Raw genomic sequence first — 24,328 nt, 5'->3', positions numbered from 1 at the left:
TCCGAAGCGTCAATGTCAGCCTGAATGCACGGGATTGAAGCGGAGAACTAAGCAGAAAAGAAAAACCCCGCCGAAGCGGGGCTCTGCAGACTGAATCCTGACATCCATGATCGCGCGCCATCCTGGCGCCGCTCCCTGAGTGGTCCGTATTGTTGATTCGCGCTTTCCATGCGCCACGTCCCTATGCAGTAGATTACTGCCTGCCCTCGCGGACCTGTAGTAGCCATTGTGCATCACGCCTTGTAAGCCTTTTCCTACATCGCGTCATCCATGACACAGAGCTGTAAGTCGAAGCTTACATTGCGCGGTTTTTATGACCGAAGGGCCGGCTTAATCGTTCCACGTCATGGCCAAATAATTTCATATTGCCTTTAGATTAAGCCGCAGCTTCTCAGAATTGAGCAGCGTCGAGCAGGTACAGCGACTCGCTACCCGCCTTGACCGAAGCGCTCAGCGAATGGATCCGCGGCAGCAGCCGCGCGAAATAGAAACGCGCAGTACCGAGCTTGCTCTGGTAGAAATCGCCTTCCGCCCGCTTGGCAAACGCAACAGCGGCCATGCGCGCCCACATGTAGGCGTAGGCGGTATAGCCGAACACATGCAGGTACTCCACCGAGGCGGCGCCGATTTCGTTCGGATTGGCCTTGGCCTGATCGATGACCCACGCAGTCAGCTCGTCCAGGTTGTCCAGGGCGCCCTTGAGCGGCTCGGCAAACTCTTTCAGCTCGGGCCCCGCATCGGCGATGAATGCGCGGATCTCGTCGACAAAAGCCTGGTACATGGTGCCGCCGCTGCCGACGATCTTGCGACCGACCAGATCCAGCGCCTGGATGCCATTGGTACCTTCGTAGATCTGCGTAATGCGACAGTCGCGCACCAGCTGCTCCTGCCCCCATTCACGGATGAAGCCGTGACCGCCGAATATCTGCTGACCATGTACGGTGGTTTCCAGCCCCATATCCGTGAGAAAGGCCTTGGCAACGGGCGTCAGCAGTGCGACATGCGCCTCGGCGCGCTGCCGGGCCTCGTCGTCATCGCTGAACTTGGCAATGTCGAGCTGCAGCGCGACGTAGCTGGAGAATGCCCGGCCACCCTCGTTCAGTGCCTTCATGGTCAGCAGCATGCGACGCACGTCGGGATGCACGATGATCGGATCGGCAGCCTTGTCCTGAGCGACAGGCCCGGTCGGTGCGCGACTCTGGATACGATCACGGGCGTACTCGATTGCGCTCTGATAGGAACGTTCGCCAGTCGCCAGGCCCTGAATGCCGACGCCCAGGCGCTCGTAGTTCATCATGGTGAACATCGCCGCCAGGCCCTTGTTCGGCTCGCCGACCATCCAGCCGGTGGCGCCATCGAAGTTCATCACGCAGGTAGCCGACGCCTGAATGCCCATCTTGTGCTCGATGGAGCCGCACGACAGCGAGTTGCGCTCGCCCAGCGTACCGTCTTCGTTGACCAGCACCTTGGGCACAAGGAACAGGGAGATCCCGCGGGAACCGGCCGGCGCATCCGGCAGCTTGGCGAGCACCAGATGGATGATGTTTTCGGTCAGATCATGCTCGCCGCCGGTAATGAAGATCTTGGTTCCGCTGACCTTGTAGGAACCGTCTGCCTGGGGTTCTGCCTTCGTGCGAATGATGCCCAGATCCGTGCCGGCATGAGGCTCGGTCAGACACATCGAGCCGGACCATACACCGGCATACATGTTCGGCAGGTACTTCTGTTTCAGCTCTTCGCTGGCATGGGCGTAGATCGACAGGCAGGCACCGGAGGTCAGCATCGGATACAGACCGAACGCCAGGCTGGCAGAGTTCATCATCTCCTCCACCTGCGCCGAGATCACCTTGGGCATACCCATGCCACCGAATGCCGGATCACCACCGACGCCGACCCAGCCACCCTCGGCATACAACTGATAAGCCTCGCGGTAGCCGGCGGGCGTCGAAACCGCCCCGGCGTCCCAACGGCAACCTTCTTCATCGCCGCTGCGGTTGAGCGGCGCGATGCTGTTGGCGGTGATCTTGCCTGCCTCCTCGAGGATGGCGTCGGCCGTCTCGGCATCGACCACCTCGGCGAGCGCTGGCAGCGTCTGCCAGAGCTTCGGCGCGTCGAAGACTTCATTCAGGACAAAACGCATGTCGCGCAGCGGCGCTTGGTAGTCAGCCATGGCAAGGTTCCTCGCAAGACACTGGGTTGCGGCACTGAGGGCCGTTTCCAGCGAGTCTAACCGAATAACGAAGACAGGATTAAGCGTCTTTTTGTGACCGAATGGTTTTTAATGGTCACAATAAGCACCTCTCAAGCTTAATGCGAATGCCCGTTCATGCGCACCGCGCCGCGCCCGCTGCCATGTACGCGCACGCAGTTTCGACCGGCCTTCTTGGCGCTGTAGAGAGCTTGGTCGGCCGCCTTGATGACTTCGCCCGGGACGCGCTGCTCGCCCTGCCGCTCGGCCACACCGATGCTGATGGTCACCGATACCTGCGTCGCCGACGTCTTGCCTCGCGCCATGCGACCCTGACGGTCATCCTTCGGGCGGCTGCTCGCGTCGCGCAACTGCAGCGCATAGCTCTCCACGGACTGGCGTACCGCCTCGAGATGCGGCAGGCACTCTTCGACGCTGCGGCCGGGAAACACCAGGGTGAACTCCTCGCCGCCATAACGATAGGCGCGTCCGCCACCGCCTATCTTGCGCAGTCGGCTGGCCACCATCTTCAGAACCTGATCGCCGACGTCATGCCCATGGGTATCGTTGAAGCGCTTGAAATGATCCACATCCGCCATGGCCACTACGTACTGGCGACCCAGGCGCTGTAGCCTCTCGTTCAATGCGCGACGTCCGGGCAAGCCGGTCAGCTCGTCACGGAAGGCCATGAGATAGGCCTCATGGGCGATCGCCGCTACCAGCATCAACAACACGTGGCTGCTCAGAACATTCAACGCCGCGCCGCGGCTGAAGGTTTGCGGGAGCAACAGCAGCACGCCAGCCAGCCCGACGAGCTGCGCAGCATGGGAGGGCCTCGGCTGACGCAGGTACTGCACCGTCAACAACACCAGCGCGGCAAGAAAAGCCGGATACGCCAGCTGGATGAGTTGTAGCCAGTCGGCCTGCAGGGCCGGCCAACGGATCACCACCAGCCAGGCATGCAGCGCATCCGGAAATCGCCTCGCCAATGCCAGGGCCACGATACCGACGGCAAAGAGTACCGCCGCACGCGCCAAGCCTTCCTGGGCGAGATGGCTGCGCTCGCGCCATACCCCGAACAGGCCATAAAGCAATGGCAGCAGCAGGCTGCACAGATGGAATGTCAGGGCTGCGTCATCCAACAGCCTGCCATGATCGCGGTAATGGTCAGCATGCGTGTCGAGCAGGAAATAGACGAGATACACGCAGAGCAGCAGGAAGCACTCCCGGATGCGACCGTACATCAAGCAAAGCGCACCACCGAGCAAGAGCAGCACGGTCGGCAGGACGTTATAAAGCGAAGTGAAGAACTCGTTGAGCGATACCTGGCGTGCAATGACCTCACCACCGACCAGCAAGGCTAGCGGCGCTACGAAGTGATTGAAACGAGGCGAGACGGCACGCGACACAAAGGCTCCGGCAACCCACAAGAAAAGCAGGCATTGTGCCTCTACACACACGAACATGCAGCCAATTGCTGGTTAGAAGGCGCAAATACGTGGCCGACGAGCAAAAAAAAGCCGCTGCAGAGCAGCGGCTTCGTTTACAGCCTCACACCATCAATAGCCAAGCGCGAAATCCGCTTCGGCCATGTCCATCAGATTATCCGCGCCGGACAGCATGGCTTCCACGTGAGTGCGGGTACGCGGCAGGATGCGAGCGAAGTAGAAGCGCGCAGTCTGCAGCTTGGCCTTGTAGAAACCTTCTTCCTCGGTGCCGGCGGCCAGCTTCTCCGCGGCAACGCGCGCCATGTCGGCCCAGAAGTAGGCGAGGCAGGCGTAGCCGGAGTACATCAGGTAGTCCACCGAAGCAGCACCGACTTCCTCGCGGTTCTTCATTGCGGCCATACCGACCTTCATGGTCAGCTCGCCCCACTCCTTGTTCAGCTTGGCCAGCGGCTCGACGAATTCCTTGACGGTATCGTTGCCTTCGTTGGCCTGGCAGAACTTGTGCACGATCTTGGTGAAGCCCTTGAGCGCTTCGCCCTGGGTCATCAGCACCTTGCGGCCCAGCAGGTCCAGCGCCTGGATGCCGGTAGTACCTTCGTAGAGGCAGGAGATACGGCTGTCACGCACGTTCTGCTCCATGCCCCACTCGGCGATGAAGCCGTGGCCACCGTATATCTGCACGCCGTGGTTGGCCGCTTCAAAACCGACTTCGGTCATGAACGCCTTGGCGATCGGGGTGAGGAAAGCCAGCATGGCGTCAGCGGCCTTGCGCTGCTCTTCGTCCTGGCTGCGCTGCATCACGTCGACCTGCTTGGCAGCGAAGTAGAGCATGGCGCGGTTGCCTTCGGCGAAGGCCTTCATGGTCAGCAGCATACGGCGCACATCGGGGTGCACGATGATCGGGTCGGCGGCCTTTTCCGGCGCCTTCGGCCCGGTCAGCGAACGCATCTGCAGGCGCTCACGGGCATAGGCGATACCGCCCTGGAAGCCGATCTCGGCATGGGCCAGGCCCTGCAGAGCGGTGCCCAGACGCGCCGTGTTCATGAAGGTGAACATGCAGTTCAGGCCCTTGTTCGGCGGGCCGATCAGGAAGCCGGTGGCGCCGTCGAAGTTCATCACGCAGGTGGCGTTACCGTGGATACCCATCTTGTGCTCGATGGAACCGCAGGAGACACCGTTGCGCTCACCCACTTCGCCTTCGGCGTTAGGCAGGAACTTCGGCACGATGAACAGCGAAATACCCTTGGTACCTTCCGGCGCATCGGGCAGACGGGCAAGGACGATATGGACGATGTTCTCGGCCATGTCGTGCTCACCTGCGGAGATGAAGATCTTGGTACCGGTGACCTTGTAGGTGCCATCGGCCTGAGGCTCGGCCTTGGTGCGCAACATGCCCAGATCGGTGCCGCAATGCGGTTCGGTCAGGCACATGGTGCCGGTCCACTGGCCGGATACCAGCTTGGTCAGGTAAGCCTGCTGCTGCTCAGGAGTGCCGTGCTCATGCAGGGTATTCATCGCGCCATGGGACAGGCCGGGATACATGCCCCAGGACCAGTTGGCTTCGCCGATCATTTCGCTGATCGCCATGCCCAGCGACTCCGGCAGGCCCTGGCCGCCGTGCTCGACGTCATGGGCCAGGCTCGGCCAGCCGCCCTCGACGAACTGCTGATAGGCCTCTTTGAAGCCGGCAGGCGTCTTCACGCCGCTTTCGCTCCAGGTACAGCCCTCAATGTCACCCACACGATTCAGAGGGGCGATGACCTGCTCACAGAACTTGGCGCCTTCTTCGAGAATGGCGTTGACCATGTCCGGGGTGGCGTCTTCACAACCCGGAAGGCTCTGATAGTGCGCTTCGTAGCCGAGCAGTTCGTCACGTACAAAGCGGATATCGCGCAAGGGGGCCTTGTAGTCAGGCATAGCGTAAACCTCAGCGGTAGGTTCTTGGTTCAGGTGACTGATGATCAGCCACGCTTGATTATGAATTGGACCATCCGGCATCGCCCCGGCAGGTCAAACAGGCGTTTGAAACATACGTTTCGACCTGTGCGATGTCAAGCGAAGGAACACGCCGGCGTTGCATAGCCAGAAGCCATCGCTCCGCCTGTCAGGTGTAGCACCTGAGCGGAACATTGATGGCCGGGCGGAGGGTAGTGAAACGAGCTGTTGCAAATGCGGCAGGCGGGCGCGCGACGCAATGGAGCGGACGGAAAGATCGACTGGCGGGCGCCGAGGGGCGGCAACGGAAAGCGTGCGAACGTTGTGGAACCAGGCCGGACGATCAGGCCTGGGTGTCGATCAGCGTACCGAGCACTTCATCGGCGCTCTGGATCATGCGGGCGCCGAGCTTGGCGCTGTGCTCACCGACTTTCAGCTGAATCAGCTGCTCGGTGATTTCGGCGACGGCCTGAGAGTTGCCCAGGGCGGGCGCACTGGCCGAGGCAATGCCGGATGCGGCCTGCTCGACGCGCTGCTGACCGTTCTGGAAGGCACTCAGTCCGGCGCCCATGAGGCTGTTGGTGATCTGCATGGTTCGCTCCACGCGCTATCAGGTTGCCAGCATTCAAGCAGATGCCGGTTGCGCCGGCAAGGCGCTATTTCGTGGAACCTCGACCGCTAGGCAGTTGCAGGGCACCGAGCGACAGATGGAGGGCGACCTGCTGCGCAGCTGGCTGGTCGAGGCGCGGCACACGGCCGAGACAGGGTGCTGGCAGCAGCTCGGCCAGCGTCGCCAGATTCTCCTCCAGCCGCGAGGTCGCCGGATCGACGATGTTGGCCACCCAGCCAGCCAGCCTCAGACCATCGCGGGCAATCACCTCGGCACTGAGCACCGCGTGATTGATGCACCCCAGCCGCACGCCGACCACGAGGATCACCGGCAAGCCCAGTGCCTGCACAACCGCCGAAAGACTTTCCCGCGCATTGAGCGGCACGCGCCAGCCCCCTGCACCTTCCACCAGGGTGAAATCGGCCTGCCGCGCCAACACCGGCCGTATCACCTGAACGAGGCGCTCGGCGCTCAGCTCGACACCGGCTTCGCGCGCGGCGATATGCGGGGCGATGGCCGGTGCGAAGGCGAACGGGTTGACCGTCGCATAGTCCAGCGCCGGGTTGCACTCGGCCAGCAGCGCCAGCGCATCGCTGTTGCGCAGGCCGTACCCGGTCAGCTCGCAGCCGGAGGCGACCGGCTTGATCGCCGCAGTGGACATCCCCTGCGCGCGGGCGGCATGCAGCAGACCGGCGGCGATGGTGGTCTTGCCCACGTCGGTATCGGTGCCGGCGATGAAGAAAGAGTGGGCCATATCACGAGTCCTTGCGCAGAACGCCATAGACCACCTGATAGGTGGCCGGCAGGCCCGCGGGCTGACGGAAACCTTCATAGGCATCGATCAGTGCACGGATGCGGGCACGCCCGGTCAGCCCGCCGGGGCGTCCGGGGTTGAGGTTGTGTGCGCCGAGCGCCTTGAGCTCACCGGTCAGCTGGCGTAGCTCAGGGAAATGCAGAACCTCCGGCCGTACATCCAGGCTCACCAGGGCCATACCGCTGTCGCGGCATAGCGCCTGATAGGTAGCCAGCGAGCGGAAACGGTTGACGTGGGCAAAGCCGTCCACCATCTGCCAGGCGTCGCGCAACTCCTGCAGCGTGCCCGTGCACAGGCTGCTGAAGGCCAGGGTGCCGCCAGAGCGCAAGACCCGCCGCGCTTCACGCAGTACGCAGGCGAAGTCTTCGCACCATTGCAGAGCCAGGCTGGAATAGATCAGATCGACGCTGCCATCACGCAACGGCAGACGCTCCGCATCGCCCGCCACGAAGTGCAGCGCACCGCCCTGCGGCCGGGCGTGACGCAGCATGCCTTCGGCGATATCCAGCGCAATGCCTTCGGCGCGCGGAAAATTCGCTGCCAGTGCGCGCGAGAAGTGGCCGGTACCGCTGCCAAGATCCAGCCAGCTTAACGGCTCTGCAGCGGCCGGCAGACGCGCCAACAGCTGGCTGCCCACCTGCCGCTGCAGGGCAGCAACACTGTCATAGGTCGCCGCGGCGCGGGAAAAGGACGCGGCGACCTGGCGCTTGTCGGGCAGCAGGGCGGCGTCAGTCATCCTCGCCCTCACCCATGAACGCCAGCATGGCGGTCGCCACGTCGTCGGCGCGCTCCAGCGGCAGGCCGTGGCTGGCACTGGCCAGCACATCGACTTCCACATCCGGCAGACAGGCCAGCAGCGCCTCCGCGGCAGCCGCAGGGACCAGCGCATCGCTGCCCGCGAACAGGTGTAGCTGCGGCCCAACGTAACGCTGCAGCGACTCGCGTCCATCCAGATCGGCAAGCAGGCGCAAACCGGCGGCCGCGACGGCCACAGGCTGGTCGAGCAGGCTGACCTGCAACTGCCGGGCAAGCGTGCGCGGATCGTACGCACCGCGGCTGCAGAGCAAACTGAAGCGTTTGAGCGTGTCCTCCGGTCCCATCTGGAATGCCGCATCGAAGGCATCGAAGACTTCGGCTGGCATGGCCGTCGGCCAGTCGTCGCGGCTGCGGAAGCAGGGGTTGCTACAGATGGTGATCAGCCCAGGGCAGTTGTCGCCACGGCGCGCTGCCAGCTGCGTGGCCAGCATTCCGCCCAGGGACCAGCCCGCTATCCAGCTGTCGACGGGCAGCCGTGCATCCAGCTCGTCGAGCCAGGCAGCTGGTCGCTCCAGCGCCGGCAGCGGGACAATGTCGACCTGCAGCCGCGGCTCACGATCACGCAACAGCTCGGCCAGGGGCTCCAGAGCAGCCGGGCCGAACGCCCAGCCTGGCAGAAGAATCAGTCGATCACGCATCGTCGCTCTCCTTGGGCAACAAGGCCCAGCACTCGGCCAGCGCCTCCAACAGGCGCCCGAGCTGCGCATCGCTGTGGCTTGCGGTGAAGGTGATCCGCAACCGTGCGCTGCCGGCCGGAACGGTCGGCGGGCGAATGGCGCCGACCAGGATGCCGCGTTCGCGCAGCAATGCCGACAGCCTTAACGCCCGTTCGCTGCTGCCCACCAGCACCGGCTGGATCGGCGTCGGGCTGTCCATCAGCGTCAGCCCGATCTGCTGCGCGCCCTCGCGGAAACGCACGACCAACCGGTTCAGATGCTCTCGGCGCCAGCCTTCGCTGCGCAGCAGCTCCAAGCTTTTGAGTGTGGCACAGGCCACCGCCGGCGGCTGGCTGGTGGTGTAGATGTAGGGCCGGGCGAACTGGATCAGCGTTTCGATCAGCGCCTCGCTACCGGCGACAAAGGCACCCGCGGTGCCGAACGCCTTGCCGAGGGTGCCGACCAGCACCGGGACGTCGTCCATGCTCAGACCGAAGTGCTCGACGATGCCGCCGCCCGTCGCGCCCAGCGGACCGAAGCCATGGGCATCGTCGACCATCACCCAGGCGCCACGCTGCTTGGCCGTGGCGCAGATCGCCGGCAGGTCGGCGAGATCGCCGTCCATGCTGAATACGCCATCGGTCACCACCAGGGTATTGCCGCTGGCCTTCTCCAGGCGCTTGCCGAGGCTCTCGGCGTCGTTGTGCAGGTAGCGCGAGAAACGCGCGCCGGAGAGCAGACCGGCGTCGAGCAGGGAAGCGTGATTGAGGCGATCCTGCAGCACCGTATCGCCCTGCCCGACCAGCGCCGTCACCGCGGCCAGATTCGCCATGTAGCCGGTGGAAAACAGCAGGGCACGCGGGCGGCCGGTGAATTCGGCGAGGGCTTCTTCGAGCTGGTGATGCGGCGTGCTGTGGCCGATCACCAGATGCGAGGCGCCGCCGCCCACGCCCCACTTCGCGGCGCCCTGGTGCATGGCTGCGATCACCTCGGGATGGCTGGCCAGTCCCAGGTAGTCGTTGGAGCAGAACGCCAGCAGCCGCTGCCCATCGACCATCACTTCCGGCTGCTGCGGCGTTTCCAGCAACGGGCGTTGACGATAGAGATGGGCCGCGCGGCGCTCGGCAAGACGGGCGGAGAGATCGAAAGTCATGGACTCGGATACCGGCGAATGGTGGATAACCGCAAGCGGGTTATCCACCTTACGAAGAGTCGCGTTAAGTGTCGGGGGAATCGGGGCGCAGTTGGCGCCTCCATCCACCGAAACGAATCATCAGGCTGAAGCGGCGTTGTAGAACAGCTTGCTGTCGCGCTGCTCGATCAGCGCCTGCTCGATGGCCGCCTGGTGAACTTCGTCGGCGTGCTCGTGGCGCTCTTCCGGCTTGATGCCCAGGCGCGCGAACAGCTGCATGTCCTTGTCCGCCTGCGGGTTGGCGGTGGTGAGCAGTTTTTCACCATAGAAGATCGAGTTGGCGCCGGCGAAGAAGGCCAGGGCCTGCATCTGCTCGTTCATCTGCTCGCGACCGGCGGACAGCCGCACATGGGATTTCGGCATCATGATCCGCGCCACGGCGAGCATGCGGATGAAGTCGAACGGATCGACGTCCTGTTCCTCGGCCAGCGGCGTGCCCTTGACCTTGACCAACATGTTGATCGGCACCGATTCCGGGTGCTCCGGCAGGTTGGCCAGCTGGATCAGCAGGCCGGCGCGATCGTCCAGCGACTCGCCCATGCCGAGAATGCCGCCGGAGCAGATCTTCATGCCCGCCTCGCGCACGTAGCTCAGCGTCTCCAGACGCTCACCGTAGGTGCGGGTGGTGATGATGTTGCCGTAGTACTCCGGCGAGGTGTCGAGGTTGTGGTTGTAATAGTCCAGCCCCGCCGCCGCCAGCGCCTTGGTCTGCTCCTGATCGAGCTTGCCGAGGGTCATGCAGGTTTCCAGGCCCATGGCCTTGACCCCTTCGACCATCTTCAGCACGTAGGGCATGTCCTTGGCCGACGGATGCTTCCACGCCGCACCCATGCAGAAACGCGTCGAGCCGATGGCCTTGGCTTCGGCCGCCGCCTCCAGCACCTTCTGCACTTCCATCAGCTTCTCTTTATCGAGGCCGGTGTTGTAGTGCCCGGATTGCGGGCAGTACTTGCAGTCTTCCGGGCAGGCGCCGGTCTTGATCGAGAGCAGCGTGGAAACCTGCACGCGGTTGGCATCGAAGTGCTGACGGTGCACGGTCTGCGCCTGGAACAGCAGGTCGTTGAAGGGTTGCTCGAAGAGCGCCTTGACCTCGGCAAGAGTCCAATCGTGGCGGGTAACGGAAGCGGAGGTGGCGCTCATGGGCATTCCTTGTAATTAATAGCGGCTCGGCGGCCTGGCACGGATGCGGAATGGTTAGCCAAGCTCGAAACGCTGTCAACCAGGAAAGGAATCATGGTTTACAACTGGTCAATTAATAAACAGCAATGTTTATTGTGCGATGAGCCTTGCGAAGGCCATCCACTGTGTATCCCGTGCGAAGCGGAACTGCCCTGGCTCGATGGCCAGTGCGCAGTCTGCGCCGTGCCGCTGCCGACCCGGGGGCTGATCTGCGGCGAGTGCCTGAAGCGGCCACCGAGCTACGACCATGTCGAAGTGCCCTGGCGCTTCGCCTTTCCCGTCGACACGCTGATCACCCGCTTCAAGCATCAGGCGCGCTGGCCATTCGGCCGCCTGCTTGGCGAGCGCCTGGCACTGCATCTGCAACATGCCTTCACCGACGGGCTGCCGCAGCCTGATCTTCTCGTGCCGGTGCCGCTGGCCCGCCGACGCCTGCGCCAGCGCGGCTTCAATCAGGCGCAGATGCTGGCGCAGTGGCTGGCCGCCGCACTGAAACTGCCGGTCGATGAGCGCCTGCTCGAGCGGATCGTCGATACGCCACCGCAGCAGCAGCTGGACGCTGCCACGCGACGGCGCAATCTGCGCCAGGCGTTCCGCGTCGCACCCGCAGCCAACATCGAGGGCCTCCATCTGGCGCTGATCGACGACGTGCTGACCACCGGTGCGACCGCCGAAGCGCTGGCGCAACTGCTCAAGCGTGCGGGTGTGGTGCGAGTGGACGTCTATTGCCTGGCGCGCACGCCCAAGCCGGGCAACTGATCGCGGCGGACGCGCGGTTGTTTAAAAGCCCGGGTGCAATACACTGATCGGTCTATCCTGCGGAGCCGGTCATGTCTCATCCCTTCGATACACTCACGCCGGACCTGGTCCTCGACGCCGTGGAAAGCATCGGTTATCTCAGCGATGCCCGCGTGCTGGCGCTCAACAGCTACGAGAACCGCGTCTATCAGGTGGGCATCGAAGACGAAACACCACTGATCGCCAAGTTCTATCGCCCCGGCCGCTGGAGCAACGAGGCGATTCTCGAGGAGCACCAGTTCAGCCTGGAGCTGGCTGAGCACGAGGTGCCGGTGGTGGCACCGCTGCAGCGTAACGGCACGACGCTCTTCGAGCATGCCGGTTTCCGCTTCGCGCTCTTTCCACGCCGCGGCGGTCGCGCGCCGGAGCCGGGCAATCTCGACCAGCTCTATCGCCTCGGCCAGCTATTGGGACGCATGCATGCGATCGGTGCAAACCGGCCGTTCGAGCATCGCGAAACCCTGGGCGTACAGAATTTCGGCCACGACTCGCTGAACAGCTTGCTGGACGGTGACTTCGTGCCCAAAAGCCTGCTGCCTGCCTACGAGTCGGTGGCGCGCGACCTGCTCAAGCGGGTCGAAGACGTCTTCGCCAGCACCAACTTCACCCCGATCCGCCTGCATGGCGATTGTCACCCGGGCAACATCCTCGCCCGCGACGACGCCTTTCATCTGGTCGATCTCGACGACTGCCGCATGGGCCCTTGTGTCCAGGACCTGTGGATGATGCTCGCCGGCGAACGCCACGAGCGGCTCGGCCAGCTGGCCGAACTGGTGGACGGCTACAACGAATTCCACGATTTCGCCCCCCGCGAGCTGCCGCTGATCGAGGCACTGCGCGCGTTGCGGCTGATGCACTACAGCGCCTGGCTCGCCCGCCGCTGGGACGATCCGGCCTTTCCGATGAGCTTTCCCTGGTTCGGCAGCGAGCGTTACTGGGGCGACCAGGTGCTGATCCTGCGCGAACAGATATCGGCGCTGCAGGAAGAGCCGCTCAGGTTGTTCTGAGGCATGGTGTGGCTGCGGACCCGTGACGGTGGATGTGAAAAGCGACATCCACCCTACGGTTGATCACGCAGCGTAGGGTGGATCGCGCTTTATCGATCCACCGGGTGGCGGTCCACCGGGGGCGATGCTCAAGCCTCTTCGATCAGCCAGTCGAGGCGCCAGCTGCCCTGGCTCTGCGCCAGCTGCTCGGCCAGCCACGGCAACAGCGCACGCAGTTCGTCCTCCAGCCCCCACGGCGGGTTGACGATGGCCAGGCCCGAACCGCTCAGGCGGCTGGCATCGTCGGCCGGGTGGACGAACAGTTCGGCACGCAGCAGTTTCGGTGCGCCGCTGCGCGCGAGGTCCTGATAGAAGCGCTTGAGCTGGCGCTCGTCCTTGATCGGATACCAGATCACGCCGATGGTCTGGCGCATGCGGCCAAGTGCTTCCTTCATTGCAGTCACGCAACGGCTCAGTTCGTCGGCCTGTTCGAACGGCGGATCGATCAGCAGTACCACGCGCTTTTCCTGCGTCGGCATCAACGCCCGCGGCACATGCCAGCCCTCGCCCCGGTGCACGGCCACGCGGCGGTCGCCGGCCATGTTGTCCTTGAGCAGGGCGCCATCCTCGGGGTGCTTCTCGTTGAGCTGCAGCCGATCCTGCTCGCGGGTCAGCTGCCGCGCCAGTTCCGGCGAGCCCGGGTAATAACGAAGCGCGCCGTCCGGGTTGAGCTGGCGGATCACGCCGAGGTAGTCATCGAGCAACGCCGGGTGCGGCTCCGCCTGCCAGATGCGGGCGATGCCCTGCAGCCACTCGCCGGTACGGCTGGCCTGGTCGCCGGCCAGGTCGTAGAGGCCGACGCCGGCATGGCTGTCGAGGTAGGCGAAGGGCGCCTCCTTGCGCGACAGCAGGGCGAATATCCGGCTCAGCACCAGGTGTTTGAGCACATCGGCGTGGTTGCCGGCGTGGAAGGCGTGGCGGTAGTTCATCTGATCCTCCTCGAGAGCCGCGCAGTTTACCCGTCCGCCTTGCGCAGCGCAGGTCCGGCATGACCAGCGTCGTTTTCCCCGGCCACCGACACGGGCTACAGTGGCGCCCCACGACGACTGAACGGAGCTGACCTCATGGACCTGCGCGATCTCTTCGGCATCGAGCACCCGATCATCCAGGCGCCCATGGCCGGCGCGCAGAATCACCTGCTGGCCGCGGCGGTGTGCGAGGCCGGCGGGCTGGGTTCGATCCCGGCCGGCATGCTCAATGCCGAGGCGCTGGACGCCGAACTGACCGCCATCGAGGCGCTGACCGACCGGCCCTACAACGTCAACTTCTTCTGCCACCAGACGCCGGCTGCCGACCCGACGGCCTTCGACGCCTGGCACCGGATGCTCGCACCCATGTTCGCCGAGTTCGCCATCGACCCGGCGAGCATTCCCACCGGCGCCACCCGCCAGCCGTTCGATGCGGCAATGGCCGCGGTGCTGGAGCGGCACAAGCCGGCGCTGGTCAGCTTCCACTTCGGCCTGCCGGCGCCCGATCTGCTGCAACGCGCCCGCGCCACCGGGGCGAAGATCGCCTCCAGCGCGACTACGGTCGCCGAAGGCCTCTGGCTGCAGCAGCACGACGTCGACCTGGTGATTGCCCAGGGCCTGGAAGCCGGCGGCCACCGCGGCATCTTTCTCAGCGAGGACCTGACCACCCAGCTCGGCACCTTTGCCCTGCTGCCGCAACTGGTCGCCGCGCTGAACGTGCCGGTGGTCGCCGCCGGCGGCATCGCCGATGCCGGGGGCGTGGCTGCAGCGCAGACCCTCGGCGCGGCTGGTGTGCAACTGGGCACCGCCTACCTGCTGTGCCCGGAGAGTCGCACCAACGCGCTGCATCGCGCCGCGCTAAAGAGCCCGCAGGCGGTACATACGGCGCTGACCACCCTGTTCAGCGGGCGCCCGGCGCGCGGCATCGTCAACCGCATCATGCGCGAACTGGGTCCGCTGCCCGAAGGCGTGCCGCCCTTCCCGCTGGCCGGCAACGCCATTGGCGCGTTGCGCGCCCAGACCGAGAAGCAGGGCCTGGATCACTGCACGCCGCTGTGGGCCGGGCAGAACGTCAGCGGCTGCCGGGAGATCCCGGCCGGCCAGCTGACCCGTGAACTTGCGGCCGGCTGGCGGGCCTGAGTCATTACGCAGTCCGTCGCGGCGAGCCCTGGGCCGCTGCGACGGGGCGTAGAATCGACCGCACGTCACACGGAACGCCGCCATGAGCCCACTGACCAACACGCTCGTCTTCCTGGCCACCCTGGCCGGCATGGAAGTCTTTGCCTGGTGGGCGCACAAGTACGTGATGCATGGCTGGGGTTGGGGCTGGCACAAGTCGCACCACGAGCCACGCAGCGGCTGGTTCGAGAAGAACGACCTGTATGCGGTGGTGTTCGCCGGCGTGGCGATTCTGCTGATCGCCATGGGTACCGCCGGTTATCACCCGCTGGAATGGATCGGCGCTGGCATGACGGCCTACGGCTTTCTCTATTTCGTCGCCCACGACGGCCTGGTGCACCACCGCTGGCCGCTGCGCTACGTGCCGCGCAACGGCTACCTCAAACGGCTGTATCAGGCGCATCGCATGCACCATGCGGTCGAGGGCAAGGAGCGCTGCGTGTCATTCGGCTTTCTCTACGCGCCACCGCTGCCGGTGCTCAAGCGCCAGCTGCGCGAGCTGCACGACGGGCCGTTGCGCAAGCACTAGGGTGCATCTAGCGAGGACGCCTCCAGAGATCGACAGGACGCGGCCTGACCTGCATCCGCCGCGAGGCCAGCGCCAGCACACCACCCCCCAGCAGAAACTGCAGCTTCTGCCCTTTGCTGGTCGACACCCGCGCATCCCAGGCCGCCGCGCCGCGTGCCTTCACCTCGACGCCGATCTGCCGGTAGACGCCATGGGCCGTGGCAATCGACCAGGCCGAGCGCAGCGGCAGGTCGCGCAGGCCCTGCGACGCAGAGCGATAGTAGGGCTCGGCCAGATCCACCAGCCGCGCCGCCAGCGTCGCCAACGCGGCACGATGCCCAGGCAGTGCGATTTCATCTTCGGGAATGCCCACTTCAGCCAGCCACTCGGCCGGCAGGTAGACGCGGCCGATCTGCGCATCCTCGACGATATCGCGGGCAATGTTGGTCAGCTGAAAGGCCAAGCCCAGATCACAGGCGCGATCCAGCGTCGGCTCCGCTTCGGCGCCCATCACCCGCGCCATCATCAGGCCGACCACGCCGGCAACCCGGTAGCAATACAGCAGGGTGTCGTCGAGGGTCTGGTAGCGATAGCCCTGCACATCCATGCGAAAACCCGCCAGATGCTCCAGCGGATGGGCCTTGGGAATCCGGTGACGCTGGATCACCTGCTGGAAGGCCGCGAACGCCGGATCGGCCATCGGCTCGCCGGCATAGGCGCGCTCGGTGAGATCGACCAGCTCGGCCAATCGCGCTTCGCCGGTGGAACGATCGCCCTCGACCTGGCCATGCCCGAGGGTCTGACCGTCGATCACGTCGTCGCAATGGCGGCACCAGGCGTAGAGCATCACCGCACTCTGGCGGGTGCGCTCGTCGAACAGCTTCGCCGCCGCGGCGAAGCTCTTGGAGCCGACATTGATCGCCTGAGTGGAGTGATCGATGACCCGGTCGTTCATCCGGCCTGCTCCTTCAACATGAAGTCCTCCAGCATCAGCCCGGCGGTGGCCTTGGCCGAACCGACGACCCCCGGCACGCCGGCACCGGGGTGAGTGCCGGCGCCGACGATATAGAGGTTGGGGATCACGTCGTCGCGGTTGTGTGGGCGGAACCAGGCGCTCTGGGTAAGGATCGGCTCCAGCGAAAACGCCGAGCCCAGATGGGCGTTGAGCTCGTCGCGGAAATCATGCGGCGTGAAGATCCGGTGGGTGACGAGATCGCCGCGCAGCCCCGGCATGTAGTGCCGCTCCAGGTATTCGAAGATGCGATCGCGGTACTTCGGCCCCTCCTCCGCCCAGTCGATATCCGCCGTGCCCAGGTGCGGCACCGGCGCCAGCACGTAATGACTGGCGCAGCCTTCCGGCGCCAGCGAGGGATCGGTGACGCAGGGCGCGTGCAGGTAGAGGGAGAAATCATCGGCCAGCGTCTCGCGCTTGAAGATTTCATCGATCAGCTCGCGGTAGCGCGGGCCGAAACATACCGTGTGGTGCTGCAGGTGCTCATGGCGGCGCTTGAGGCCGAAATGGATGACGAACAGCGACATGGAGAAACGCTTGCCGGAGAGCCGTTTGGCCTCGTCGCGACCACGTTGCTCATGCCCGAGCAGTTGCTTGTAGGTGTTGACCACATCCGCGTTGGACGCCACCGCATCGGTGTCGAAGCGGCGACCGTCACCCGTGATCACGGCCTTCGCGCGCCCGCCCGCCAGCTCGATCCGCGCGACCTCGGCGTTCAGCTCCAGCTTGCCGCCCAGATCCTCGAACAGCCGGACCATGCCCTGCACCAGCGCCCCGGTGCCGCCACGGGGAAACCAGACACCACCCTGGCGCTCCAGCGCGTGGATCAGCGCATAGATGGACGAGGTCTCGAACGGATTGCCGCCCACCAGCAGCGAGTGAAAGGACAGCGCCTGGCGCAGCCGGTCGTTCTCCACGAACTTGGCCACCATGCTGTACACGTTGCGCCAGGCCTGCAGCTTGGTCAGCTGCGGGGCGACGCCGATCATGCTGCGAAACGACAGGAAGGGCACGGTGCCGAGCTTGACGTAGCCCTCCTCGTACACCGCCCGCGAATAGGCGAGAAAGCGCTGGTAGCCGGCCACGTCACGAGGGTTTAGCGCGTGGATCTGCCGGTCCAGCTCGACCTGATCGTTGACGTAATCGAAGCTGTAACCGTCCTCCCAGCACAGCCGATAGAAGGGGCTGACCGGCAGCAGCTCGACGTAGTCGGCCATGCGCTTGCCGGCGCCGCTGAAGAGTTCTTCCAGTGCCGGCGGATCGGTGATCACCGTCGGCCCGGCGTCGAAGGTGAAGCCCTGGTCGTGATAGACGTAGGCGCGGCCACCCGGCTTGTCGCGCTTCTCCAGCAGGGTGGTCTGGATGCCGGCACGCTGCAGCCGGATGGCCAGCGCCAGCCCGCCGAAGCCGGCGCCGATTACCACCGCTCGTTTAGCTTGGTTCATCGGTAATCCTTGCGATGCAGATCATGGGCGGCGATGGCGCGCAGCGCTTCGCCGAGCGGAACAGGAGGCTTGCCCGAGACGATGCGCAAGCGGTCGCGGGTGGTCAGATTGGCCGCGTAGAAACGCTGGATCAGCGGTTCGCGCAGGCGATAGAAACGCTGCATCACCGCCCAGCGGCGATCCGCCGGACCGGCCATGAACAGCATGCGATTGAGCAGTCGGAAGAAACCGCGCTGGCGCCACTGCGCCAACGAGTAATCGCGGATCGCCTCGAACAGGCTGGCGGCATCCCAGCGATCCAGCGCGATCAGGTGATCGGCCAGACGCACCGCGTCAGGCAGCGAGTAGCCGGTGGTGGGATGGAACAACGCCGCGGACAGCCCCGTCTGCGGCACGCCACGCGCCTCGCCCCAGAAGGCTGCGATGTCGCCGGACAGCACGATGGGCAGCACGCCCTGCTCCTCGCGCAGCACCTCGCGGATCGCCCAGCCGCGGCCCTCGGCGTAGCGCTCGATATTGGCGCGCAGTGTCTCCGGCGCTACCGCGTCGCCGTCGGCGTAGTAGGTGTCTTCGATCAGCAGACTGTCGATGCTGAGCGGCAGCACATAGACGAAGCGATAGCCGTCGCGCTGCGCGACGCTCGCGTCCATGATGATCGGCTCCTGCAAGCCGTGCGGCTGCTGCAGGCGCAGTTCCTGGCCGAGAAACTTCTGAAAGCCGAGGGCCAGCTGATCGGTCCGGCGCACGCCGCGTCCATCGATCACGGCGCCGGCCTGCAGGATGTCCCCCGAGCCCAGACGCACCCTGTGTGGCTCCACGCTTGCAACGGTGGTGCGCAGACGCACGCCATCGCTCAGTTCGGGCATCAGGTACTGGTGAAAGCGCTCCGAGAAGATACTCGCGTAACCGCTGCCCAGCCGGCGCTGCAGGTCGGGAAAGATCACTTCATAACCGGGCCAGCGCTTGCCCACCATGGGCTCCAGCCAACGCTGCTGAGCCGGCGTCAGATCGTGCTGGTGAAACGACCAGGTGTGATTGCCGCCCAGGACGTCGCCCTGCTCGACGATCAGCAGGCGCAGATCGGGTCGCTGCTGACGCAGGCGCAGGGCCAAGAGGCCGTTGGCCAGCCCGCCGCCAACCAGGATCAGGTCCGCATCAAGCGCCACGTGCCACCTCCAGCCGTTGCCCATCTGTCCCGAGCGCCGTCTCGATCAGGTCGGCGGCACGCACCACACCGCCGGCCTGACGTACTTCCGCCCCGAGCTGTGCCGCGCGCCGGCGAAACGCTGGATCGCTCAGCAGCTGCTCCAGCGCACGACTGATCCGCGCCGGGCTCGCCAGTTGCGGCTGCAAACGCAGGCCGACGCCGGCATGTTCGATACGCGCGGCGACACCCGGCTGATCGAAGGCAATCGGCAGTGCCAGCATCGGCACGGCGGCCTCCAGCGCATCGAGCACGGTATTCAGCCCGGCATGGGTGATGACCGCCGAGGCTCTGGCCAATGCCGCGCGCTGGGGCGCGAAGTCGGTGACCCAATGCGCGCCCTCCTGGCGCAGCCGCGCCGCTTGCGCGGCATTCAGCCCGCCACAATGGGCAATCAACAGCTGTACGCCGAGCGGCTTGCAGGCGCGGGCGATAGTGCGCAGCAAGGTATAGCGATTTCCCTGCAGGGTGCCCAGCGAGGCGAAGACGAACGGCCGCGCCGGGTCGATTGGCAGGTTCAGCTCGGCTTCGTTTTCCAGCGGACGCCGCAACGGCCCGACAGCATGAAAATTCGCCGGGAGCTGGCGGCGCGGAAAGTCGAACCCGGGCACCGTCTGGCTGATCTGCAGCAGCGGCGACAGGCATTCGCTCAGGGTCGAGCGCGGCGCCAGTCCGAACGTCTGGCAATAGTGCTGGATCACATTGGCATGGGGCCGCATCAGGCGGTCGTAGACACGGCTACTGTGCAGGTTGAGCTGCTCGCCCCAGTCGGTCGTCCGGTAGCGCCAGGGCATCACTGGCAAGGGCACCAGCGGCTCGCGGTTGAACGGCAAGGCACAGGCGATGGATACGAACGGCAGATCGAGATGTTCGGCCACCAGCGCCCCGGCCGGCTCCATCTGGTCGGCCAGCACGGCGTCGACCTTCAGCGAACGCAGCACGCCCGGCGCCTCGCGACAGAACAATGCGGTACTCGCCGCCATGTCGGCGATGACCCGGCGGATGCCGAACGGCCCCGGCTGCGCGGCGCGGCGGACCACCGCAGCCAATGTGCCCGGCGGATGGGACTCGGCGCCGATGGCGACGAATCCGGCGTCGGGCAGCGCCAGCAGCGCAGCGACATCGGCTTGCTGAATAAACGTCACCCGATGGCCGCGCTGGATCAGTTGCCAGGCGACCGCTTCGAAGGCGCGCAGATGGCTGAGAAATGGCGGGGCAATTGCCGCGAAATGGGTCATCTGGCGGCTCCCCCGGGCTTCAGTTGCCGGAGACTTGCAGCAGCCGCGCCTGCCGCAGCTCGGCCAGGCCGGCCGAACCTGTACAGAAGCAGGCGATGCGCAGCTGCTCGATCAGCACTTCGAAGTGCTTGACCACCGCATCACTGCTGAGCATCGCGGCCTGTAGTACGCCCGCTGCCTGGCCGACCAGGTCGGCGCCCAGGCAGATCGCCTTGGCTGCCTCCACACCGTCGCGAATGCCGCCGGAAGCGATCAACGGCGTATCCGGGCAGGCCTTGCGCACCGCCTGCAGCGCCTGTGCGGTGGGGATGCCCCACTCGGCGAAGGCCTGGGCGATCGCGCGCTGGCTGACATCAGTGGCGCGTTCGGCTTCCACCGCGGCCCAGCTGGTGCCGCCGGAGCCCGCGACATCGATGGCGGCGACGCCGGCGTCGACCAGCTGGCGTGCCACTGTCGCGGATATGCCGGCACCGACTTCCTTGATCACCACCGGCACCGCCAGGCGGCTGGCCAGCGCTTCGATCGCCCGCAGCACGCCTCGCCAATCACGGTCGCCGCCCGGCTGCACCGCTTCCTGCAGCGGGTTCAGGTGCACGATCAGCGCATCGCCATCGATCATCTCGACCGCACGCCGAGCCTCGTCCACGCCGTAGCCGCGTACCAGCTGGGCGGCACCGAAGTTGGCCAGCAAGAGGATGTCCGGGGCCAGCTGGCGCAACTGGCCCGTCAGGCCCTGATCGCCCGCAGTCTCGAGCGCGACCCGTTGCGACCCCACCGCCATCGCGATACCCAGGTGCTGCGCAGCTTCCGCCAGGTGCGCGTTGATCGCGGCCGAGCGCGCGGCGCCGCCGGTCATCGAGCTGATCAGCAGCGGAGCACGCAGCTGGCGGCCGAACAGCCGGGTGTGCAGCTCGATCTGGTCCAGGTGCAACTCGGGCAGGGCGCAGTGCTCAAAGCGAAATGCGCCAAAACCGGTACCTGTCGCACCGGCCGCCCGCGCCGGATCGAGAACGATGTCCAGATGATCGTTTTTGCGGCTGACCAACGATTGCTTGCTCATGGAAATCGGCTCCCGGGAAGACTTGTTTGGACGTGGCGCCCTGAAAAAAGTGCTGTGCGATGGCAACGAGTTGTACAGGTTTTTGTCATAACGTCCAATCGTTGTACAACATTGCGCAACCCGGCTGCTCGCACTGGGGCGCCAGCGAGGGCACCGCCATGCAAACGCAGAATTCCTCCGTCCCGCTCCCGCAACGCGACAGCCTGCTGCGCCTGCGCCGGCAGGTCGATGAGCGCCTGGCGCTGCGCCTGCCATATCCCGAGTCGGAGCTGGACAAGGTCAGCCTGGCCTTGCGCGAGGGCACCCTGGCACCGGGCAAGCGACTCAGACCGCTGCTGTTGCTGCTGGCGCTGAATGATCTGGGTGTCGACCCGGATATCGGCCTGGACCCGGCCTGCGCGCTGGAAATGATCCACGCCGCCTCGCTGTTTCTCGACGACATGCCATGCATGGACAACGCCAGCCTGCGCCGTGGGCAGCCGACCATTCATCTGCGCTTCGGCGAAGACGTCGCCGTGCTCGCCTCGGTCGCCCTGCTCAGCCATGCCTATGGCATCACCGCCACCGCGCCCCGGCTGACGCCACGGCAACGCAACGATGCGGTGGCCATCCTTGCGCGCTCGGTCGGTGCGCAAGGCCTGGTACGTGGGCAATTCCGCGACCTGCATGGTGCACAAGAAGCACAGCAGCTCGACGCGGTAATCGCCACCAACCAGTTGAAAACCGCCTCGCTGTTCACCGCCGCGCTGGAAGTTGCGGCCCTGCTTGCCGGCGCGGAGCGGACGCGGACACGCCACCTGCAAGGCTTTGCCAACGAACTGGGCCTGGCCTTCCAGCTGCTCGACGATATCGCCGATGGCCTGACGCCGGAGCAGACCGGCAAGGACTGTCAGCAGGACCGGGCCAAGGCGACCGTGGTTTCCTTGCTCGGTCAGCAGGCGGCCGAGCAGCAACTGGCAATGCACCGAGAGGCCGCGCTCAGCCATCTGGATGCCGCCGGTCTGGCCGATGGCGAGCTGACCGCGCTGATGCGTCAGCTGTTCGGCTGAATGGAGCGACCCCGTGTTGACGCTTCATCAGTGCAATGGATGAAGCTAGGCAACGGAAAACCGCGGTCCTTAGACTCGGGCCGATTAAAATGGAGGTTGACCATGACCGAGACCCTGCTCTGCCCGCGTAACCTGGCATTCGAACTCTACGAAGTGCTGGACGCCGAGGCCCTGACCCGCCGCGAGCACTTCGCCGATCACAGCCGCGAAACCTTCGACGCCGCCATCGGTACCGCGCGCACCATCGCCGAAAAATACTTCGCGCCGCACAACCGCAAGTCCGACGAGCACGAGCCGCAGTACGTCAACGGCGAAGCGGTGCTGATTCCCGAGGTCAAGCCGGCGGTGGACGCCTTCATCGAGGCGGGTTTCCACAATGCCCAGCGCAGCTTCGACGACGGCGGCATGCAGCTGCCGAACCTGCTGTCGCGGGCCTGCTTCGCGCATTTCCAGTCCGCCAACATCGCCACCAGCTCCTACCCGATGCTGAGCATGGGCGCCTCGCACCTGATCGAAGCTTTCGGCTCGGAGGAGCAGAAGCAGCGCTTCCTGCAGCCGATGCTCGAGGGGCGCTTCTTCGGCACCATGGCGCTCACCGAGCCGCATGCCGGCTCCTCGCTGTCGGACATCCGCACCCGCGCCGAACCGGCCGGTGACGGCAGCTATCGCCTCAAGGGCAACAAGATCTTCATCTCCGGCGGCGACCATCCGCTGTCGGAAAACATCGTGCACATGGTGCTGGCCAAGCTGCCGGACGCGCCGCCCGGGGTGAAGGGCATCAGCCTGTTCATCGTGCCGAAGTTCCTGGTCAACGACGATGGCTCGCTGGGCGAGCGTAACGACGTGCTGCTCGCCGGCCTGTTCCACAAGATGGGCTGGCGCGGCACCACCAGCACCGCGCTGAACTTCGGCGACAACGGCAACTGCGTCGGCTACCTGGTAGGCGAGCCGCACAAGGGCCTGGCCTACATGTTCCAGATGATGAACGAAGCACGCATCGGCGTCGGCATGGGCGCGATCATGCTCGGCTATGCCGGCTACCTCTACTCGCTTAACTACGCCCGCGAGCGTCCGCAGGGTCGCCTGCCGGACGGCAAGGACCCGGCTTCGACCCAGGTGCCGATCATCGAGCACACCGACGTCAAGCGCATGCTGCTGATGCAGAAAGCCTACGTCGAAGGCGCCTTCGATCTCGGCCTGTACTCGGCACGCCTGGTGGACGACGAGCACACCGCTGAAAGCGACGAGGAGCGGCGCAATGCCAGCGAGCTGCTCGATCTGCTGACGCCGATCGTCAAATCCTGGCCGTCGGAGTACTGCCTGAAGGCCAACGAGCTGGCCATCCAGATTCTCGGCGGTCATGGCTACACCCGCGAATATCCGGTGGAGCAGTACTACCGCGACAACCGACTCAACCCGATCCACGAAGGCACCCACGGTATTCAGTCGCTGGACCTGCTCGGCCGCAAGCTGATGCAGAACAAGGGCGCCGGCCTGCGCCAGCTGCTCGGACTGATCCAGACCAGCTGCGCACGCGCCGCCGAATACGACTCGCTGACCGCCCTGCGCCAGCCGCTGGAGCAGCACATCGCCCGCCTCACCAGCGTGACCCAGGCTTTGCTCGGCGATCTGGCTGCCGGCAAGGTGAACCAGGCGCTGGCCAACTCGGCGCTGTATCTGAAGGTGTTCGGTCATGCGGTGATCGGCTGGCGCTGGCTGGAGCAGGCCCTGCGCGCCGAACGGGGGCTGGCCGCGGGCAATCCGGCGGATGCTGACTTCTACCGCGGCAAGCTGCAGGCAGCGCGTTACTTCCTCACCTGGGAAGTGCCGGCTTGCGAGCACGAGCTGGCCATTCTCGACGCACGCGACGACACCTGCCTGACCATGCAGGACGCCTGGTTCTAGGGCATCGCATACACCACGTTCCAGCGCCCCGCTCATGCGGGGCGTTTTTTTGACAGCCTGTCAAATCATCAGGTTAGA

21 protein-coding genes are annotated in these 24,328 nt (G+C 65.2%); 6 read left to right on the top strand and 15 right to left on the bottom strand.

Features of this window, described 5'->3' with window-relative positions:
* Positions 1 to 391: 391 nt before the first annotated feature.
* From EA798_RS01950 to bioB, 9 genes are all read right to left on the bottom strand, one after another.
* A complete protein-coding gene (locus tag EA798_RS01950; protein WP_122097865.1) occupies positions 392 to 2,170 on the bottom strand; it encodes an acyl-CoA dehydrogenase C-terminal domain-containing protein in 1,779 nt (592 codons plus the stop codon).
* A 137-nt stretch (positions 2,171 to 2,307) separates the two neighbouring features.
* Positions 2,308 to 3,597, bottom strand: a complete 1,290-nt coding sequence (locus tag EA798_RS01945; RefSeq protein WP_122097864.1) for a GGDEF domain-containing protein — start codon at positions 3,595 to 3,597, stop codon at positions 2,308 to 2,310.
* Between the two features lie 150 nt (positions 3,598 to 3,747).
* Positions 3,748 to 5,553 (bottom strand): phenylacyl-CoA dehydrogenase, encoded by a 1,806-nt coding sequence (locus EA798_RS01940; RefSeq protein ID WP_106157403.1) that lies wholly within the window; start codon positions 5,551 to 5,553, stop codon positions 3,748 to 3,750.
* A 361-nt stretch (positions 5,554 to 5,914) separates the two neighbouring features.
* Positions 5,915 to 6,163: a hypothetical protein gene (locus tag EA798_RS01935; RefSeq protein WP_106157402.1), complete on the bottom strand. Its 249-nt coding sequence runs from the start codon at positions 6,161 to 6,163 to the stop codon at positions 5,915 to 5,917.
* A 64-nt stretch (positions 6,164 to 6,227) separates the two neighbouring features.
* The gene (gene bioD, locus EA798_RS01930) at positions 6,228 to 6,935 is read right to left on the bottom strand and encodes a dethiobiotin synthase (RefSeq protein ID WP_122097863.1); all 708 of its coding nucleotides are present in this window, start codon (positions 6,933 to 6,935) and stop codon (positions 6,228 to 6,230) included.
* Position 6,936: 1 nt separating this feature from the next.
* Positions 6,937 to 7,731 (bottom strand): malonyl-ACP O-methyltransferase BioC, encoded by a 795-nt coding sequence (bioC, locus tag EA798_RS01925; RefSeq protein WP_122097862.1) that lies wholly within the window; start codon positions 7,729 to 7,731, stop codon positions 6,937 to 6,939.
* Positions 7,724 to 8,449 (bottom strand): alpha/beta fold hydrolase, encoded by a 726-nt coding sequence (locus tag EA798_RS01920; protein ID WP_122097861.1) that lies wholly within the window; start codon positions 8,447 to 8,449, stop codon positions 7,724 to 7,726. Before EA798_RS01920 ends, bioC begins: the two co-directional genes overlap by 8 nt.
* A complete protein-coding gene (bioF, locus tag EA798_RS01915; RefSeq protein WP_122097860.1) occupies positions 8,442 to 9,620 on the bottom strand; it encodes an 8-amino-7-oxononanoate synthase in 1,179 nt (392 codons plus the stop codon). Before bioF ends, EA798_RS01920 begins: the two co-directional genes overlap by 8 nt.
* A gap of 120 nt (positions 9,621 to 9,740) precedes the next feature.
* Entirely contained in the window at positions 9,741 to 10,799 is a 1,059-nt protein-coding gene (bioB, locus tag EA798_RS01910; protein WP_058064937.1) for a biotin synthase BioB, read from the bottom strand.
* A gap of 93 nt (positions 10,800 to 10,892) precedes the next feature.
* On the opposite strand from bioB, the gene EA798_RS01905 reads away from it, so the two are divergent.
* Positions 10,893 to 11,597 (top strand): ComF family protein, encoded by a 705-nt coding sequence (locus EA798_RS01905; RefSeq protein WP_122097859.1) that lies wholly within the window; start codon positions 10,893 to 10,895, stop codon positions 11,595 to 11,597.
* 71 nt (positions 11,598 to 11,668) lie between these two features.
* Positions 11,669 to 12,643: a serine/threonine protein kinase gene (locus tag EA798_RS01900; RefSeq protein WP_122097858.1), complete on the top strand. Its 975-nt coding sequence runs from the start codon at positions 11,669 to 11,671 to the stop codon at positions 12,641 to 12,643.
* Between the two features lie 128 nt (positions 12,644 to 12,771).
* On the opposite strand, the gene EA798_RS01895 is transcribed toward EA798_RS01900, so the two are convergent.
* Positions 12,772 to 13,611, bottom strand: coding sequence for a 23S rRNA (adenine(2030)-N(6))-methyltransferase RlmJ (locus tag EA798_RS01895; RefSeq protein ID WP_106157395.1), 840 nt, complete (start codon positions 13,609 to 13,611; stop codon positions 12,772 to 12,774).
* Positions 13,612 to 13,746: 135 nt separating this feature from the next.
* On the opposite strand from EA798_RS01895, the gene EA798_RS01890 reads away from it, so the two are divergent.
* Both EA798_RS01890 and EA798_RS01885 read left to right on the top strand, forming a co-directional pair.
* Positions 13,747 to 14,790 carry an NAD(P)H-dependent flavin oxidoreductase gene (locus EA798_RS01890; protein ID WP_122097857.1) on the top strand — a complete coding sequence of 348 codons (1,044 nt, stop codon included), beginning with the start codon at positions 13,747 to 13,749 and terminating at the stop codon, positions 14,788 to 14,790.
* Positions 14,791 to 14,872: 82 nt separating this feature from the next.
* On the top strand, positions 14,873 to 15,358 hold the full coding sequence (locus EA798_RS01885; protein WP_122097856.1) for a sterol desaturase family protein: 486 nt from the start codon (positions 14,873 to 14,875) through the stop codon (positions 15,356 to 15,358).
* 7 nt (positions 15,359 to 15,365) lie between these two features.
* Here the strand turns inward: EA798_RS01885 and EA798_RS01880 are convergent, their stop codons facing one another.
* From EA798_RS01880 to fni, 5 genes are read right to left on the bottom strand one after another with little or no spacing between them, the layout of a single operon-like run.
* Positions 15,366 to 16,292, bottom strand: coding sequence for a phytoene/squalene synthase family protein (locus EA798_RS01880; RefSeq protein WP_106157392.1), 927 nt, complete (start codon positions 16,290 to 16,292; stop codon positions 15,366 to 15,368).
* Positions 16,289 to 17,794 (bottom strand): phytoene desaturase, encoded by a 1,506-nt coding sequence (locus EA798_RS01875; protein WP_122097855.1) that lies wholly within the window; start codon positions 17,792 to 17,794, stop codon positions 16,289 to 16,291. Before EA798_RS01875 ends, EA798_RS01880 begins: the two co-directional genes overlap by 4 nt.
* Positions 17,791 to 18,960, bottom strand: a complete 1,170-nt coding sequence (gene crtY / locus EA798_RS01870; protein WP_122097854.1) for a lycopene beta-cyclase CrtY — start codon at positions 18,958 to 18,960, stop codon at positions 17,791 to 17,793. Before crtY ends, EA798_RS01875 begins: the two co-directional genes overlap by 4 nt.
* The gene (locus tag EA798_RS01865; protein ID WP_122097853.1) at positions 18,950 to 20,236 is read right to left on the bottom strand and encodes a glycosyltransferase; all 1,287 of its coding nucleotides are present in this window, start codon (positions 20,234 to 20,236) and stop codon (positions 18,950 to 18,952) included. The genes crtY and EA798_RS01865 overlap by 11 nt, the downstream gene beginning before the upstream one ends.
* A 19-nt stretch (positions 20,237 to 20,255) precedes the next feature.
* Positions 20,256 to 21,296 carry a type 2 isopentenyl-diphosphate Delta-isomerase gene (gene fni, locus EA798_RS01860; RefSeq protein ID WP_122097852.1) on the bottom strand — a complete coding sequence of 347 codons (1,041 nt, stop codon included), beginning with the start codon at positions 21,294 to 21,296 and terminating at the stop codon, positions 20,256 to 20,258.
* 158 nt (positions 21,297 to 21,454) lie between these two features.
* On the opposite strand from fni, the gene EA798_RS01855 reads away from it, so the two are divergent.
* Both EA798_RS01855 and EA798_RS01850 read left to right on the top strand, forming a co-directional pair.
* The gene (locus EA798_RS01855; RefSeq protein ID WP_122098168.1) at positions 21,455 to 22,345 is read left to right on the top strand and encodes a polyprenyl synthetase family protein; all 891 of its coding nucleotides are present in this window, start codon (positions 21,455 to 21,457) and stop codon (positions 22,343 to 22,345) included.
* Between the two features lie 102 nt (positions 22,346 to 22,447).
* On the top strand, positions 22,448 to 24,250 hold the full coding sequence (locus EA798_RS01850; RefSeq protein ID WP_122097851.1) for an acyl-CoA dehydrogenase: 1,803 nt from the start codon (positions 22,448 to 22,450) through the stop codon (positions 24,248 to 24,250).
* The last annotated feature ends 78 nt before the right edge of the window (positions 24,251 to 24,328 follow it).

It is taken from the genome of Pseudomonas songnenensis (genome assembly GCF_003696315.1).
Lineage (GTDB): Bacteria > Pseudomonadota > Gammaproteobacteria > Pseudomonadales > Pseudomonadaceae > Stutzerimonas > Stutzerimonas songnenensis.
This window is presented reverse-complemented; position numbering and strand designations above follow the sequence as displayed.